Origin of the sequence: Paraburkholderia acidipaludis NBRC 101816, from assembly GCF_000684975.1 — a bacterium.
GTDB classification, from domain to species: domain Bacteria; phylum Pseudomonadota; class Gammaproteobacteria; order Burkholderiales; family Burkholderiaceae; genus Paraburkholderia; species Paraburkholderia acidipaludis.
Map to the genome: position 1 here is coordinate 1 of NZ_BAXZ01000003.1, position 15,022 is coordinate 15,022.

General features: G+C 59.2%; 18 protein-coding genes, 1 tRNA gene and 1 pseudogene. 9 read left to right on the forward strand and 11 right to left on the reverse strand.

The annotated features are described in order from the left end of the window. Positions 1–132: 132 nt before the first annotated feature. The gene (locus BAC01S_RS34985; protein ID WP_169740092.1) at positions 133–306 is read right to left on the reverse strand and encodes a hypothetical protein; all 174 of its coding nucleotides are present in this window, start codon (positions 304–306) and stop codon (positions 133–135) included. 134 nt (positions 307–440) lie between these two features. On the opposite strand from BAC01S_RS34985, the gene BAC01S_RS34990 reads away from it, so the two are divergent. Next, positions 441–611, forward strand: a complete 171-nt coding sequence (locus BAC01S_RS34990; protein ID WP_169740093.1) for a hypothetical protein — start codon at positions 441–443, stop codon at positions 609–611. A gap of 20 nt (positions 612–631) precedes the next feature. Here BAC01S_RS34990 and BAC01S_RS02640 read toward each other — a convergent pair whose 3' ends face one another. From BAC01S_RS02640 to BAC01S_RS02655, 4 genes are all read right to left on the reverse strand, one after another. Continuing rightward, positions 632–1,981: an MATE family efflux transporter gene (locus BAC01S_RS02640; RefSeq protein WP_027793364.1), complete on the reverse strand. Its 1,350-nt coding sequence runs from the start codon at positions 1,979–1,981 to the stop codon at positions 632–634. Further along, entirely contained in the window at positions 1,978–2,286 is a 309-nt protein-coding gene (locus BAC01S_RS02645; RefSeq protein ID WP_027793365.1) for a DUF2288 domain-containing protein, read from the reverse strand. Before BAC01S_RS02645 ends, BAC01S_RS02640 begins: the two co-directional genes overlap by 4 nt. Positions 2,287–2,895: 609 nt before the next feature. Further along, positions 2,896–3,585 carry a peptidoglycan DD-metalloendopeptidase family protein gene (locus BAC01S_RS02650; protein WP_027793366.1) on the reverse strand — a complete coding sequence of 230 codons (690 nt, stop codon included), beginning with the start codon at positions 3,583–3,585 and terminating at the stop codon, positions 2,896–2,898. 157 nt (positions 3,586–3,742) lie between these two features. Further along, the gene (locus BAC01S_RS02655) at positions 3,743–4,654 is read right to left on the reverse strand and encodes an aldose epimerase family protein (RefSeq protein WP_027793367.1); all 912 of its coding nucleotides are present in this window, start codon (positions 4,652–4,654) and stop codon (positions 3,743–3,745) included. 558 nt (positions 4,655–5,212) lie between these two features. Here BAC01S_RS02655 and BAC01S_RS02665 point away from each other — a divergent pair. The 4 genes from BAC01S_RS02665 (at position 5,213) to BAC01S_RS02680 (ending at position 7,794) form a co-directional block, all read left to right on the forward strand. Continuing rightward, the gene (locus BAC01S_RS02665; protein ID WP_027793368.1) at positions 5,213–6,043 is read left to right on the forward strand and encodes an undecaprenyl-diphosphate phosphatase; all 831 of its coding nucleotides are present in this window, start codon (positions 5,213–5,215) and stop codon (positions 6,041–6,043) included. A gap of 107 nt (positions 6,044–6,150) precedes the next feature. After that, a tRNA-Arg gene (locus BAC01S_RS02670) sits at positions 6,151–6,227 on the forward strand. Positions 6,228–6,418: 191 nt separating this feature from the next. Further along, positions 6,419–7,240 (forward strand): TIGR04255 family protein, encoded by an 822-nt coding sequence (locus tag BAC01S_RS02675; protein ID WP_027793369.1) that lies wholly within the window; start codon positions 6,419–6,421, stop codon positions 7,238–7,240. Between the two features lie 128 nt (positions 7,241–7,368). Beyond that, complete coding sequence (locus tag BAC01S_RS02680; RefSeq protein ID WP_027793370.1) at positions 7,369–7,794, forward strand: hypothetical protein; 426 nt, start codon at positions 7,369–7,371, stop codon at positions 7,792–7,794. A gap of 568 nt (positions 7,795–8,362) precedes the next feature. On the opposite strand, the gene BAC01S_RS34345 is transcribed toward BAC01S_RS02680, so the two are convergent. Then, positions 8,363–8,692: a hypothetical protein gene (locus tag BAC01S_RS34345; protein ID WP_169740089.1), complete on the reverse strand. Its 330-nt coding sequence runs from the start codon at positions 8,690–8,692 to the stop codon at positions 8,363–8,365. A 4-nt stretch (positions 8,693–8,696) separates the two neighbouring features. Here BAC01S_RS34345 and BAC01S_RS30130 point away from each other — a divergent pair, with 4 nt between their 5' ends. The 3 genes from BAC01S_RS30130 (at position 8,697) to BAC01S_RS02705 (ending at position 11,103) form a co-directional block, all read left to right on the forward strand. Then, the gene (locus BAC01S_RS30130) at positions 8,697–9,782 is read left to right on the forward strand and encodes a tyrosine-type recombinase/integrase (protein WP_245616494.1); all 1,086 of its coding nucleotides are present in this window, start codon (positions 8,697–8,699) and stop codon (positions 9,780–9,782) included. A gap of 116 nt (positions 9,783–9,898) precedes the next feature. Continuing rightward, a complete protein-coding gene (locus BAC01S_RS02700; protein WP_043201159.1) occupies positions 9,899–10,261 on the forward strand; it encodes a hypothetical protein in 363 nt (120 codons plus the stop codon). Between the two features lie 62 nt (positions 10,262–10,323). Beyond that, positions 10,324–11,103 carry a hypothetical protein gene (locus BAC01S_RS02705; RefSeq protein WP_027793374.1) on the forward strand — a complete coding sequence of 260 codons (780 nt, stop codon included), beginning with the start codon at positions 10,324–10,326 and terminating at the stop codon, positions 11,101–11,103. A 43-nt stretch (positions 11,104–11,146) separates the two neighbouring features. Here BAC01S_RS02705 and BAC01S_RS30135 read toward each other — a convergent pair whose 3' ends face one another. Both BAC01S_RS30135 and BAC01S_RS34995 read right to left on the reverse strand, forming a co-directional pair. Further along, entirely contained in the window at positions 11,147–11,437 is a 291-nt protein-coding gene (locus BAC01S_RS30135; protein ID WP_043201011.1) for a hypothetical protein, read from the reverse strand. 3 nt (positions 11,438–11,440) lie between these two features. After that, positions 11,441–11,617, reverse strand: a complete 177-nt coding sequence (locus BAC01S_RS34995) for a hypothetical protein (RefSeq protein ID WP_169740090.1) — start codon at positions 11,615–11,617, stop codon at positions 11,441–11,443. A gap of 34 nt (positions 11,618–11,651) precedes the next feature. On the opposite strand from BAC01S_RS34995, the pseudogene BAC01S_RS35435 reads away from it, so the two are divergent. Continuing rightward, positions 11,652–11,891: pseudogene (locus BAC01S_RS35435) on the forward strand (type II secretion system protein GspG); the annotation flags it as partial. Positions 11,892–12,081: 190 nt separating this feature from the next. Here the strand turns inward: BAC01S_RS35435 and BAC01S_RS34350 are convergent. The 3 genes from BAC01S_RS34350 to BAC01S_RS30145 all read right to left on the reverse strand — a co-directional run bounded on the left by BAC01S_RS34350 (position 12,082) and on the right by BAC01S_RS30145 (position 14,872). Continuing rightward, on the reverse strand, positions 12,082–13,041 hold the full coding sequence (locus tag BAC01S_RS34350) for a DUF6602 domain-containing protein (protein WP_156954285.1): 960 nt from the start codon (positions 13,039–13,041) through the stop codon (positions 12,082–12,084). Positions 13,042–13,315: 274 nt separating this feature from the next. Beyond that, positions 13,316–13,837 carry an HD domain-containing protein gene (locus BAC01S_RS02720; protein ID WP_027793375.1) on the reverse strand — a complete coding sequence of 174 codons (522 nt, stop codon included), beginning with the start codon at positions 13,835–13,837 and terminating at the stop codon, positions 13,316–13,318. A 30-nt stretch (positions 13,838–13,867) separates the two neighbouring features. Then, complete coding sequence (locus BAC01S_RS30145; protein ID WP_245616495.1) at positions 13,868–14,872, reverse strand: hypothetical protein; 1,005 nt, start codon at positions 14,870–14,872, stop codon at positions 13,868–13,870. Between the last annotated feature and the right edge of the window lie 150 nt (positions 14,873–15,022).

The window sequence follows — 15,022 nt, forward strand, 5'->3', positions numbered from 1 at the left end:
GCCGGCCGCAAATGTATTCTGTCCGCCCAGAGCTTCCCGATAGTTCGGTCAAACAGTCTCCAGGACCTGAGAACTCAGGGCGTCATTACGGACCAACCGGCGCGCGCGGCGCGTCGAACCGCGCATCTGCGTTCAGTGCCTGCGGCGTACCCGGCCGAGCACGTGATGTGCAACCAACCAGTGATGCATCATGCCTTCGCCATCGTGCTCCTTCCGGTAGGCACGCGATTCGAAGACCGATAGCCCGAGCAGGACAAGCAGGCCAACCGCCAGCCCGGCGAGACCAGCAATAGTTTCGGCATCCATGGCAGCCTCCTTCAGTTGCAGCCATACGAGTATCTTAGGACAGCAGCAGGCAGGAAAAAAAGTGGGGAAATCGGCGCAACGTTGCGGCCGATTTTCGTGCCAGAAGCGAAATAAATTTGAAAGGATTCGGACAAATGCTTCGTATCTTTGTTGCGGCAGCGATGGCCGCTTTCCTCTCGGCATGCGCCGACGATATGACGGTCAAACACCATGGGACACCGCCGCAGGATCCACCTGACTACCACGGTGTTCCGACCGACGATCGGCCGCCCACCATGATCGATAACCCGCCGCCGGCTCAATAAAGACCGCGGCCGCGCTATTGTCAGGACTGGACGGCGCGAGGAACGATGGCGCGAGAAACCCGTGGCAGCAGAGGCGAGAGCGTCAGCCCTCGCGCGGCCATGAAGAGCAGCAGCGCACCCCATAGGCCGTGATTGGCGAAGGGGCCCACCAAGGCCCATGAGGCCACCAGAAACAGAGCGAGCGATAACGCCATCGCACGCATGAGATCGTGCGTGCGCGTGGCGCCTATGAAGACGCCGTCCAGCAGAAAGCCCCAGACTGAAATTAACGGCGAGAGCGCAGCCCAAGGCAGGAAGGTTCGCGCGGCATCGCGCACGGTGGTCTGGTCGGTTAGCTGGTCGATGATCCAGCCACCTGCAGTCCAATAGGCCAGCGAGAACCCGAGCGCTCCGAGTACAGACCAGAGCAGGTTCACCTTGACCGCTTGCCGGAAAGCATCCCGATCGCGCGCGCCGATGGCTGCGCCGACCAGTGCCTCCGCCGCATGCGCAAAGCCATCGAGGCCGTATGCCATGAAGGTCTGAAAGTTCAGCAGCAGAGCATTGGCGGCAAGTATCGCGTCGCCTTGCTTCGCCCCCAGATGGGCAAACCAGCCGAACGACCCGAGCAGACACATCGTCCGCAGAAAGATGTCCCGGTTGATGACGACAAGGCGCTTGAGTGACTGCGGTTCGAGCAGGGCTGTCCATTGAAGCGGCGGCAGACCGCGGGGGCGTAACCACCAAAGCACCGCTGAGCCGAAGGCAAAGCCGCATGCGTCCGCCGTTGCGGTCGCCGCACCGATGCCCGCGATGCCCCAATGCAGGTCATATACATAGAGCAGCACCGCGATCATGTTCACGACGTTGATGAACACCTGAGCGGCGAGTGCCACCCGCACGCGCTGGGTACCGAGCAGGTAGCCCAGCACCACGTAGTTCGCGAGAGCAAAGGGGGCGGAGCCAATGCGTCCTGCGCAGTACAGCCGGGCGTTGGCCTGAACTTCATGGCTGCCGCCGATCAACGCGAGTACGTAGCGGATCAACGGTGCCTGGATCACCAGAATCAGGGCGCCGATCGCGAACGCCAGCAGCAGCGCGCGCACGACGTTGGCGCGCAGCGCCGCACGGTCGCCGGCGCCGAATGCCTGCGCGACGAGCCCGGTAGTGCCCATGCGCAGAAAGCCGAATCCCCAGAAGACAAAGTTGAAGAACAATCCGCCAAGTGCTACGCCGCCGAGGTCGGCGGCACTGCCGAGATGACCGGCGACCGCCGTATCGACTGCGCCGAGTATCGGCTGGGTGAGATTTGCGAGGACGATCGGAAAAGCGAGCGTTAGAACCCGGCGGTGCCAGCCGCGCTCTGCAGGAAGGGGAAGGCTGTCGCTCAACCGCGCTCCTGCACACAGATCCACGGCGAGACGACGACTGCCCACAATTCCGGCTTGCGCGCGGCATAGTCCGCGGCAGTGGCGGCCTGCATTCGCTCGACGAGCCCGGCGGAAAGCCATTGGATGACGGGTTCGGCGTTGTCGCTGGCGATAGCCTCGGCGACGCTTACGAGATCCAGATCGCGCGCCACGGAAAGCAGCTTGCCTTGTGCGAAGAACCGCTCGAGATCCTGCCAGTCGATTTTTGCCGTTTCACCGAGCAATTTGGCGTACAGCGCGCTGGGCGTGGCGTCTGGGGTAGTCATGGTCATGGTGGAATGAGTTGCGGCAGATACTATAAACGATCCGGCGCGGCAGACGACACGCGGAAAACCATCCGTGTCCCGGACTATCCTTATTAATAATACAAAGCGATTTCTGTCTTAATCAGACAAAAGCCGGAATTGATAAATCTGTTTCAAATCCACACGTGTAATCTCGACTAAATCGCGACATGCGTGCGTTTGCCCACCAAATACACACGAGCGAAGCAGCTCGAAATCGTCCATTGTCACTGACATCCGAAATGCCGCTCGAACAGCCTTGTATTGCTTTTGTGCGATTGCACAAAATCCTATAAATTCAAATATTTGGCGAATATGTATTGATTTTGTAAAGATATGACGGCAAGCGCGGGTAATGCTCAATGGCAGCGCTTACCGTGATCAGGTTCGCTATAAAAAGCGGGTGTGGTCCTTAATCCGTGCGCAGAGACACATTTTTAATCGAATTAAATCGTTGCGCACGTTAACGGCCATTGATAGATTGCACCTCGGCGCATGGTAAACCGGTCCTTTGCCGATATGCGCCAAACCCCCGTTAGCCCGGCGCCATGCCGGGCTTTTTTTTCGTCCAGCGTTCAATTGTGCCGAAGCTCAGCGCGCCGGCAAATCGTGGGTCGGGTCGATCGACCGTCCCTGGTAGCGTAGCTCGAAGTGCAGCATCACGCGATCGCTGTCGGTGCTGCCCATCTGCGCAACCTGTTGACCTTGCGCCACCGTCTGGCCTTCCTTCACGAGCAGCGTTTGATTGTGCGCGTAAGCCGTCAGATAGTCGCCGCTGTGCTTGATGATCAGCAGATTGCCGTAACCGCGCAGACCATTACCGGCATAGACGACCGAGCCGGCCGCGGCGGCCACCACCGGTGTGCCCGCGCTATTGGCGATGTCGATGCCTTTCGAATTGCGTCCGTCGAAGCCGCGGATCACGGTGCCGTTGGCCGGCCAGACGAGGGAGATCGAGGAGGCGGGTGCGGCAACCGGCGCATTGTCGGCGGCAGCAGGGGCCGGACGGCTCGCTCGCGGCGCAGCGCTCGCCGCGGAACTGACCGTGCCCGCGGGCGGTGCGACACGCAGAACCTGGCCTACCTCGATGGCGTCGGGATTGGACAGATTGTTCCAGCGCACGATGTTCTGTACTGACTGCCCTTTACTGCGCGCGATTTTGTTTACCGTGTCGCCGCGTTCCACGCGATAGTAGCCGGGTCCGACCGGCGCCGAGCCGCAGGCGGCGAGTAGCGCGACTAGCGTCGCGCAGGCGAAACGTCTGATTCCTGTTGCCAACATTGAACCTCGCAAGACGCTGCCGGACGGACAGGCCGCGCCGGCAAAACGTCCGATTTTAGCGGGTTTGGCCAGGCGGGCGCGTCATTGTCGTTTGCAGCGCGCTCGTCGCCGGCCTGGATGCGGCCGGGTGACGAGCCTGAGAGGCATGCAGGTAGCGTTAGACGAGCTCGGCGACGCAGACGCGCAGGTCGGCTCGTGCACTTGCTCCTGGCGCGAGCCAATGCAGCCCGAGCCCGTTGTGGATCGCATCCGGCAGGCCGAGCCACGGCTCGATGCAATAGAAGTCGGAATTTTCGGCTTCGGTCCAGGTGGTCACCGCGTACCACGACATCGAGCCGGGGCGATCGAGCTCGATCGTCACGACACGGCCGAGGCCCGGCGCGATCATCCGCACCGGCGCGGCCGGCGGCGTCGGCTCGAGCACGTGAAAGCGGTCGACGATCTGCGGATCGTCGAGGCGGTACTGTGCTGCGCCCGCTTCGGTCGGGCTGATCGAGCCATCAGGCAGTTGATACCGGCGCACCGTCGGCGGCAGCTCAATCGTTGTCTGCGCGCGTTGCCCATGGGGCAGCGTGAAATAGAAGTGATGACCGGCGTACCAGGGCAGCGGATCGCTACCTGTATTGGTCGCCGTCAGCGAGACGTCGAGCGTGTGATCATCGGCGAGGCGATAGGCCGCTTCGAAGCGGAACGAGAACGGGTAGCCGGTACGAGTGGCTTCCGGGTCGGCGAGCGTCATGTGAATACCGTGCCCGTCGTCGTCGATCTGAGCAGCGAACGGCAGGTCGCGCGCGAAGCCGTGCATGGGAAGATCGCGGACTACGCCCTGTGCGTCGCGCCATCGGCCGATCTGGCCGTCTACGCGATGACGGCCGAGGAACGGGAACAGCAGCGGGTTGCCGCCGCGTATGCGCGCAGGCTCGCTCCAGTTTGCGTGTTCGGGCCAGTGGATGACAGGTTGGCCGTCGACATGCCACGAGAGCAGCCGTCCGCCGGCCCACGGAGCGAAGCGCAGCGTCGAAGCGCCGCTGGAAATATCGAGGATGTCGTGCTGAGGGCTGGATTCCATTGGGCTCGTATGAGGAGAGGGGAGAAGGGGGCAGCGTCGCGCCATGCACGCGAATTGTGCGCCGCTTTCCGATGCGTGAAAACCCTTTGTCGGGAAAGCGCGGGTATGGCGGGCGAAGTCGGGGACGGATAATCGCGCTACATCGTGCGATAGAGCACAGATCGATTCAGGAGGTCCCCATGGATATCGCCATGGCCATGAGTACGGCACTGTTCGGACTGTTCGTCGGCAGCAGCGCTTACTTTTTCTACAAGATGGCGCGCTGAAGCAGGCACACCTCGCGGTTTGCTTCAGCCCTGTTTTCTCGCGCTTCTCTCATCATTGGCAGATATCGCATCCCGCTCCCGCGGGCGGCGTTCGGGTGCGCGATCACGCCCTTCACCATCTAGCGCCATTCGCCGCGTCGGCGCCCGCAAAATTGTTGCGGCGCCGTAAATTTGCCGACAAATCTCCCTCGATGCATGGCGCTCGGCGGCGGCCACCGGCATAATCGGTGCGCTCTGCCGCGCCGGTATTGCCTCGGTTCGGCGTCAACCACCCCACTTTGAGGATTCGCGAGTGAGTCTCTGGTTTCTACTCTTTTTGAGCGTGCTGCAGGGCGTTACCGAACTCTTTCCGGTCAGCAGCCTTGGTCACACGTTGCTGGTGCCGGCGCTGTTTGGCATGCATATCGACAAGCACGCGCCGCAATTGCTGCCATTTCTCGTCGCGCTGCATCTCGGCACGGCCGTTGCCCTGCTGTGGTACTTCCGCGAGCGCTGGGTTGCGCTGATCCGCGGCTTTTTCGGCTCGCTTACCGGACGGCACAGCGACGACAGCCACATGGTGTGGGCACTGATCATCGGCACGATTCCGGCGGGGATCGTCGGAATTGTGCTGGAAAAGCGCATTGAGGCGATCTTTCATGACCTGCGCATCGTCGCTGCCGCGTTGATGATCAATGGCGTGTTGCTGTGGTTCGGCGATCGTCTGCAGCGCACCCGTACGCATCGGCCGCCGGAGCGGCTCGCGTTTCGCCAGGCTTTCCTCGTAGGACTCGCGCAGATCGGCGCACTGATCCCGGGCTTTTCGCGCAGCGGCCTCACGATGATTGCCGGCAATGCGGCCGGACTGACGACCGAGAAGGCCGCCGAGTTTTCGTTCCTGCTCGGCACGCCGATTATCTTCGCCGCGGGGCTGTTCGAACTGCCGAAGCTATTTCACGCGCGCGATCAGTTGATGACGGCGGCGGTGGGCGGTGTGCTCACAGGCATCGCGGCATGGCTTAGCGTGCGCTTCCTGATGCGTTATTTCGAAGGACGCGGGCGTCTTGCCTCGTTTGGCGTGTACTGCGTGATTGCAGGCGCCATTTGTCTCGGCTGGTTCGTGGTGCATCAGCAGCCCGTCTGACGCAACGCAGGCCGGGTGCGGCTCGCCCGGGCTGGACGCGGTATAATCCAGCGCCCATCTTGCCGCGTTCTGCGCGTGAGAGGGTGGCGCGGACGACGCGCTCCTGCGCGACAGTAGCTCAGCTGGATAGAGCATCGGCCTTCTAAGCCGAGGGTCGGGGGTTCGAGCCCCTCCTGTCGCGCCACTTCCAGCGATTCTGACTTCGGCGGGGTTACGCCGGGGTTACACCGAAGCTGGTTCCGAACGCACCTCGCGTTGTCAGCGCTGCCCCGTCGATTTCCCGCAAAGCGTCTTTTGAGACTGGTATGCTAGAAAAAAGAGAAGCCAGCCACCATCTACCCGGAGTGCCATACATCTGAAGCGATCGAGAATGGCGTGGCCGAGGAAACGACAACGATGAGTGTACAGTTCCAGAACGCTCCGCTTGCTGAGCTCATTGCCGAACTGCGGTGGGGTCCGTCGATGCCCATTCCCACGAGTAATGGGCCGCTTCAAATTCCGCTAACGTTACCGCGCAGTCAGGATGAAGCGATTTTCATGCAGTTTGCGATGATCATCGCGCAACGCGGTTACGGTCGGCTCGAGCGTCTTATACCCCCAGGCATACCTACGCCTCCGCAGCTACCCGCATGCCGGTTCAGGCCTACCCAGGTCGACCGACAATCTCCGCTTTTTCAGATCGGTAAGGGCATATTTAGCGCGAACGCTTTGCCACCGGACTACCAGAGCTGGCAATCGTTCCGCCCGGAGGTTCGTGCCGGGATCGATGCCTTATACGCTGCGCATCAGCAAGCGGGAGAGCCGCTTCCTGATGTTTCACAAGCTGTAGTGAGGTATATCGATATTTTCAATGAGGAATTGACAGGCGGCCGAAGCATAGCTGCGTTTCTTCGCGACGTGCTGGGCATCCAGATATTGCTTCCGGATTCGATTGCAAACCTGGCCCAGGCCGAGATAGAGCCGAATGTGACGTTTTCGGTCCCGATCGGGGTGGGGGTGCTCACGATGAACATTGGTAAGGCAATGCGCGGGACAGAAACGGCCGCGCTGCTGGATACTTCCGTTCTGATCCAGCGACAAATCGGGCGTTCCGCTGACGAAGCGATTGAGGCATTAACGGAGGCCCGCGGCGTCATACACGACCTGTTCCTGTCGCTCACCCAGCCTATACGCGAAGCGATGAGGCCCAAATCATGACGACTGTCTCAGGTTGGGCATCTGGGCTCCCCAACGTGGCAATCCCAATGGGGGAGTCTCGCTTATTTGGCGCTGGGCTCGAAGGCCGAAGGCTATATGCTATTCCTCAAGCTCAACCGCGCCGGCCTATGTGGTACGAAGCTTCGCTTGATGAGCAGCTTTCCGATGTGAAGGCCTTGGGCGAAGACTGGGACGGCCACGGCGCGGCATCTATCGATGTTGCGATTGTCAATAACGCTAAAAGCTTGTTGATGCTCCTGCGCAACCCACCCGACTATCTGCTGCCCAGTGTTTCCGGGACGATTCTGATTGAATGGGAAGGTTTGCTCGGGCGTGCGAGTCTTGAAATCGGAATCGATACGTTTGGCTTTTACACCGCACCGAAAGTGGGTAAGTCGATATTTCTGGGCGGATCTATTCGGGGACTCGAACTTGGCGACATTGATTTCGCTGTGTCGACGATTGTGGGCAGCGCGGTCCCGCATTCTCTGGAAAGTATCGATTGGACTTTGGGTATCGAGAGCTTGTACAAGGAAGGTGCCGCGGCAGCTTGAAGGGCGCGAAGTGCTGATTCGCGCGGTGATGTCCCCTTACCACACCAAGAAGGGAAAGCTTGTTCGCGGGGCGTTCGAAGCGCCTCCCGATCAGGATGATGTGTCAGTCAGCAGGCACCAGTACGTCGCGCCGTGGATTGCCAAGGCTTATGCGAAACGCTGGGTACAAAGGGGCGATTCGAAGCCGGCCAAGCTGTACGAGGGGCTTGCATTTGTCAGCGTTGAGCATATTAGATCCGTGGGCTCGACGGTTGCGGATTCGAGAAGCGAATATCTAGGGCACGCAGATATTTCGCACGGTGTGGTTAAGCCGAGAGGACAGGCTCTTCCCGCAGATGTTCGGAAAGCGCTTGATGACAGGCTCGACGCGATAGTCAAGAATGCTACGTACATCAAGGACCCGGCGCCTTCCGACAGAAGGTGGCGGGGGTAGAGCGCCGACCTGAACGAACCTCATCCCGATCACGGCGATTGGAAAGCGGACCTTCGTCGCAAACGAACTATTCAAGGCTCGATGCCGCGTGCCTGGCGATACTTTGTCTGCGCGGCGTCATCTGGCAGGCGATTGCTACGTCTTCGTCGCCAACGCGTCGGCATTGTGACGGAGCACGTGCACTCGCATTCCCTCTCGGAGCTTTGCTCCACCTTCGGTGCGCGGGAAGCCAGCTTGATCATCGACCGTCTCGGATCGGACCTCCGCGTTGCCTACCCGAATGGATGGCACGGGTAGTTCCTCGAAATAGATCGGACCTTCGATGGCAAGTGTGTCGCCGACATCGACCGTACCGGTCTCAATGACGACGCCAAACGCATTTTTCCAGACATGAGCGACGGTGCCGATGTACTCATAGTGCGTGGGCATAACCTCAATACGCTTGCTGCCATACAGGAGCGGCACGACATTGCTGGACGATCTCCGCACACCGGGCGGCAAGCGAATTAGACAAACTACTGGCACAACCAACCAGAAAGAAGCGCAGGAGTACCACGACAAGATAAAGCACGATCTGTGGCGCGCTTCGCGTCTCGGTGAACGACCCTCGCGAACATTCGACGAGGCGGCATTGCGCTTCCTGCAGGAGAACGTTGGCAAGCCCGATTATGGCAACAAGGTGCTCCACCTCCGTCATTTTCGCGAACACTTCGGCGGCCGGAAGCTTGAGACGCTGACGCGCAAGGATATCTTGACGGCGCTCCCGACGGTCAGCCGACGCACGCGCGAACCGAGGCCGGTCTCGGCTGCCACAAAAAAACTGTATCTCAGTACGATTCGCGTGCTGCTGAACACGGCCGTCAACGAGTGGGAGTGGATCGAGCACGCGACCAAACTGCAGGCGGCGCCCGTCAATAACAGGCGTGTCCGCTGGATCACGCGCGACGAGGCACAACGGCTCATTGCGGCGATCGGCACCGAGTGGATGCGCGATGCGACCATCCTCGGGTTTGCGACAGGGCTTTGGCAGGCGAACATCCTCGGGCTGGAGTGGTCGCAGGTTGACCTCGTGAAGCGTCGCACGTGGATCCACCCGGACCAGGCGAAAGCGCGGCGCCCGATCGGCGTACCGCTGAACAGCGAAGCCGTCGAGGTGATCCGGCGCAATCTTGGGCATCATGAAAGGTTCGTCTTTGCTCGAAAAGGTAAGCCGATCGTGAACTGGGATCGGGCGCAATGGGAGCGCGCCGTGGCGCGGGCCGGGCTGGATCACTTCCGGTTCCACGACGTGCGGCACACGTGGGCCAGCTGGCACGTGCAGGACGGCACGTCGCTGCCGCGGTTGATGGAGCTGGGCGGGTGGTCGAAGTACGAGAAGGTGCTTCGCTACGCCCACCTCGCGCCCGACCACCTCGCGCCGCATGCGGATGCGGTCACGATCTGGGCGCAAGACGGCTCGGGAAGCCCAGGGCAGGACGTAGCAGGGGACGGGAACGGGGAAGCCGCTGGCGGCACCATTTCACGGTCGCCGGAGCCGTTGCTGCGCTCGGCGTAGCGGAGGGGTTGTGAGCAGCCCTCACGGGCGCTGGCGGTTGCCCTGAGCTCCGGGCACCTGCCAGGAGTCCCGCTTCGAGGCTGCTATGCTTGTCGCAGCTTCTGGAGGAGACCATCATGAAAGCGTTGCTTAACCTCGCACTCCTGTGCGCTGCCGTCGCCGCGTCGAGCGCGGCCCACGCGAACTGTGTCGGCGGTCCGACCGTGGAGACCTGCACCGACCAGAACGGCAATTCGTACACCGTGAACCGGATGGGCAATACGACGATGGTGAACGGCTACAACGCCCAGGCCGGCAGTTCGTGGAACGAGACCGCCAACACCTACGGCAACACGACGCAGATCAACGGTACCGCGGCCAACGGCCAGCACTGGAACGAGACGATCCAGAACTACGGCAACGGAAACCGCTCAATGTACGGCACCGATTCGGACGGGAACTCGTTCAGCAAAACCTGTACGGCATACGGCTGCAACTGAGCCGCCTAGCCGCACCTGTCTAACTGTCTAACTGCGCGGTCGATTGCGTATATGGAATTTTCATGCAAAAAAGCAAAGCTTTGAGGCGCATCGTTATTCCGTATAGCATGATCGCGCACCTATCGGAGTCGGATCGCTACAGCCTTCATCTTCTTGGCCATATCTTCAATGAGACGATGGTCCTGCTTAAGCTGGCATACACAACCTCGATAAAGCGGGAGGACTGTACCGACGCCGAGGTGGCTGCCAGCGTGTGTCAGGCGACACTTTTTTGCCGCCTTCTGGCGGGCAAGATTCATGAGGCCCAACTGAGGTTAAATTCGAAGGAAGTTCGGGTGTTTTTGACCAACTGTTGCTATCCATATGTGCCCGATGAGGCAGGTCCGACGCTGCTGGCGGCATTTAATACGGCAGCTTCGCAGTGCAAGTGGCTCAACGCTGCGCGTAACGGGCACTCGATGCACTATCCCAGTCTGCAGCATTGGCAAGCAGCCCTAACGACGCTCTCAGAAAACAAAGCAGGGTTTGAGCTTATATGCGGGAAGCTGGACGGAGATATCCTATACCATTCATCCGATGCAATGGCCGGTTTGGCGTTCTTTCATGAAGTAGATCCGGCCGATTGGCGAACGGGTGCGGAAACGATGATCCGCGAACTCCAACAATTAGGGGATCGTCTCGGCGAATTCATTCAAACAATCCTGCGCAGCTTTGTGCTACGTGCGAAGGACGAGTTCGCTGGGGCGGTCGGGTCGATAACCGTTGAAACTCTTCCTCCATTTTACGCACCGGACTTCGATCATTTTGAAGTTCCGTATTTTTTCTCAGTCAGCGAAGACTAATCTTCCGTTGCCATGGCTATAGGACGGCAGGCTGATATCAGTCTTACTGCGCCGTCCCGGTTCCGCCACCGAACGGAATGCCTGCCTGCAGGCAGAGCGCCTGCGCGTAAGGGTCTCCCTGCTCGGCAGACGCAATCGCGATTTTGGCGAAAATGTTATTGGCGACGCTGTTGAAGACGCCGGGGCCGTTGACATCCACAAAGTCGCGCAACAGACCTGCCTCGTTCGCCCGGAAAATCGCCGCGCAAATGAGCTGGTTTTCGACGCCGGTCAGGTGGAGCGTGACGTCCAGATAGCGGAGCGGGGGATCGTTTCGGTTGGCATCATCCGCCATGATTTACCCCATCGTGAAGCCGTACGAATTCCCGCCGCCGCCCGAGTAATACGGGCTCGACGTGAACGCGCCGCCAAAATCGCCGCTGCCATAGGAGCCGGTAGTGCCGTTGAAGAAGTTGCCCAGGCTGCCGGCATTCTGGATGTTGTTGCCAAGTCCTGAGATACCCTGCGAGAGCATGCTGCCCACAGCACCCGCACCGGTCGACTGGTTCGACAACGGCGCGTATCCAACGCAGTCACAGGGGCTGCAAGCGCTTATCGAAAAGCCAACCGCCGCGCCGATTCCCGGCAACTGGAAGGACGGTGGATGCCTGGACCACTTACCGAACGATCCGTGGGGGCACCCGTATCAGTTTTTGAATCCCGGCGTGCACGGTGAGATCGATGTCTACAGCGATGGCGCTGCAGGGCCGTCCGGCGACGCAAATACGGCGGCCATTGGGTCGTGGCAACCCGAAGTAGCTGCCGCCGAAAAGGACTACATCCAACAGGTAACCCAGCCAAAAGCGGATTCTGATGGGGCACAGTAACGGCAGCCCCCTGCAAATCAGTCGGGTGCAAAAGGAGCGGTACGCTGAGCTAACCGCCCCGCCTCCCCGTAGCTACGCTACCTATCGGCTTTCAGACCTGATCGATGCCGGCTCAATTTATCTCGCAACTCCAACCACTCCAGTCCAGCCCTTGATATACGTTGCCTTTCTCGACTTCGTCCCTGACCGGCTCTGAATATATCGAACGTGGCCAAAGCCGCTGCGGTCCTTCGTTGGCTCCCCATAGCTTAGCCAGCCGAAAATAGTCAGCAAAATCCCTGACGGCTGGATCGTCCCACGCTAACCTCTGAATCAATTGGGCGAGCAAGGCTCCTACCGGCTGGAACCCAGGATGTTGCCCCTCCGAATTCAGTGATGCGCAGCACATCGCAGTGGAGATGGCCCAATTGCCACCCATCCGCCCTCTGAGTTGTATGGGATCGCCCATCCCTTCATGAATGTCCACCCGCGGCTGACGAATTAGCCACCACGTGGCGAGATCAGCGACGCAAATGAGGTCAATGGCGTGCGCGGGCGTCGGTGCAATTGCTGCGTCACCCGCCAAGACCCGGTTCACGTTATCAACTGGCCGGGAACCCTCTGCTTTCCACGCGTGCGAATGTGCGAGAACTCCGAAAACTAGCGCAGAGCTGAGCTCTAAACGTGGAGAACCTGTTCGAGGCTTGAACAGATTCTTAAATTGTACGCATCGATTGGCCGAATCGAGAATATGGTCGGAGCGAAGCGTTGTTTTGCACTCAAAGGCGGCAGCAACCCCCTGAGCAAGCCATATTTTCTTGTCAAGAAGCTTCGTCGGGTAGGATGGCTTTAGAACTACAACGTCGATCTGTGGCGACATCGTACCGTCGTAGCCAAGCAACCGCCCTTTCGTACGAACGTGATAGTGCGGAGGAAGCCATTCGCGCAACAACTTGGCCCAATTTTCTTCCACCTCGTCTCCAGCAGTTCCTGGATCATCCGGTGCGCGGGAAAAAATGCGTCTATATTCAGAGGCCATCTCCTCGGTAACTTGGGACATGAAAACATGAAGATCATGTAGTTTGGCGCTCATATGGCATCCTTCAATATCTCATATCGAGAGCAAGTAACGGCGTGCATGAATTCTCCCAATCGAGTAGCTGCGCGAAGCATTTTTGTCCTTTCGCCGATGGAGCCGGTGCTTCTCGGCTGCGAAGACGAACATTGTAGTCACGTACGTATGCTCCTCCCGAAAGCAACCTTGAAGGGCTCCAAAGGACAGCAGCGATAGAAGCATGCGGGTATTGTGTTGCGGTGCCAGATACTCTGCTTTGTCGCGACACTAGCCACCAACGCTCGAAGAAGCTCTAAGTAAGTCGGGATCGATAAGCCTCGTCGAAGATCTGTTCGAGCGTCGGATGCACGCCGCGAAGCTGATCGACAACAGCTTTCGCCCAATCGAAATACGCCTGCTTACGTTCCGCGTTCCAGTCAGCCGGCGGACTGCTTGCCAAGTCTCGCAGATTACATATTTTGTCGGCCAGCTTGACGAATTTCGCGCGTCTGCTCGCACTCGCAGCGTGCTCGATCTGCAATCGCTTCCGCTCGTCCTTCGGAAGCGCCTTGTCGTCGGTCACTTCGCTCACGATGTCGGCTACTGCTTGACCGAACAGTCGCACCAATTCGTGCTCCGACGTGTTCGTGTCCTCGATGACGTCGTGAAGCATGGCAGCGATCAGGACGGTTTCGTCCTCGACTCCGGCTTCGTTCGCCAGTACGTGCACGAGGGCAATCGGATGATTGATGTACGGAGAAGCATCCGCGTCTTTGCGCTGTTGATGCCGATGCTTCTCGGCGGCGAAGGCGATAGCCGCAATCAATCTATTCATCTTACTCCCGCAGAATTCGGTGTTTCTGCGTTACAAGCCGTCGATGATATGTGCTTCCTGCTCGTCCAGCGTGAATCGCAACAACTGAATATCCAGGCGCCGGATCGCGTCGTTGAGATCATCAGGAAGCGGACCATCATCGGGCAGCACGACCACCCGTCGGCAGTCGCTGCTAGTGCCATGAACCATCAGTTGCCCGATCGCCGAATATACGTCTGACCGACTAGTGCTGGTTTTGATCTCAAAGACTTCAATCAATCCCCGCCCCACGGCGACACCCATATCAATTAGGACGTTTTTGACTATCCGCGCGCGTGACGGCATGAGCTTCTGCTTGCGCCATTTGCAAACCGCATCAACCACGTCACCGTGACGCGAAACATAGTCGATCTTGCTGGATCGACGTCCTTTACGCCTTCCGCGCGACTCAGCGTAGAAGTCTTCAAATTCCCCTATCTTGCGCTGGAACTCTGGAGAGTTCGTCTCGTCATCCCGGACTGCTTGCTTGAACCGGGCTATTGTATCGATGTAACGAACAGCCGATCTGGTTGCCGCCAAGCCTTCTATCGGCATCACGATCACACCTTCTCGAACATCACCGGCTGAGTCGGCGACGTCAATCAACGGTTGATCGCTCCAGGCCAAAAACGCAGATTTGCTAACGCCTTTGGTTCCGCCGCCGACGCGGCCAGAGTGAAACAGATAGATTGCTCCAGTCTCGTTGTCGCGCGCAAAGAAACCCGCAACCTGATCGTTGCGACCTTCATATGTCGTGTTGATCTCAACAGTGATTTGAAGATCACCGTCTTCGCGGTAGATTCCAAACCAGTTCAGGCGCCTCTGATTAGGAACGTTCGGTTTGTTATTGTCACTCGACCAGTACCAAGTTCGCCCGTCGGTGCGAACGCTGACGTCGTGCCTTGTGTCGCCGGGAAATCCAATGTTTTTGAGTGCTGTGCGGGGAAGTTCGCGCCGAAGTGTGGCCTCTAGTTTGCGCTGGGCTTTAGAGATATCGGCCCGCGTCTCCAACATCAAGAACATTTCCTGCCCCCGTAAAACCTTTGATTGTGGATAGATAGATTGCCACAAAACAGCGTCGCTGCCGATGCAGCGACGCAATGGAGTTTGTGGCGCTTTTCGCCACAGTCGATCGTTCCGGTGTGACCTGCTCCCCGAGATTAGTAC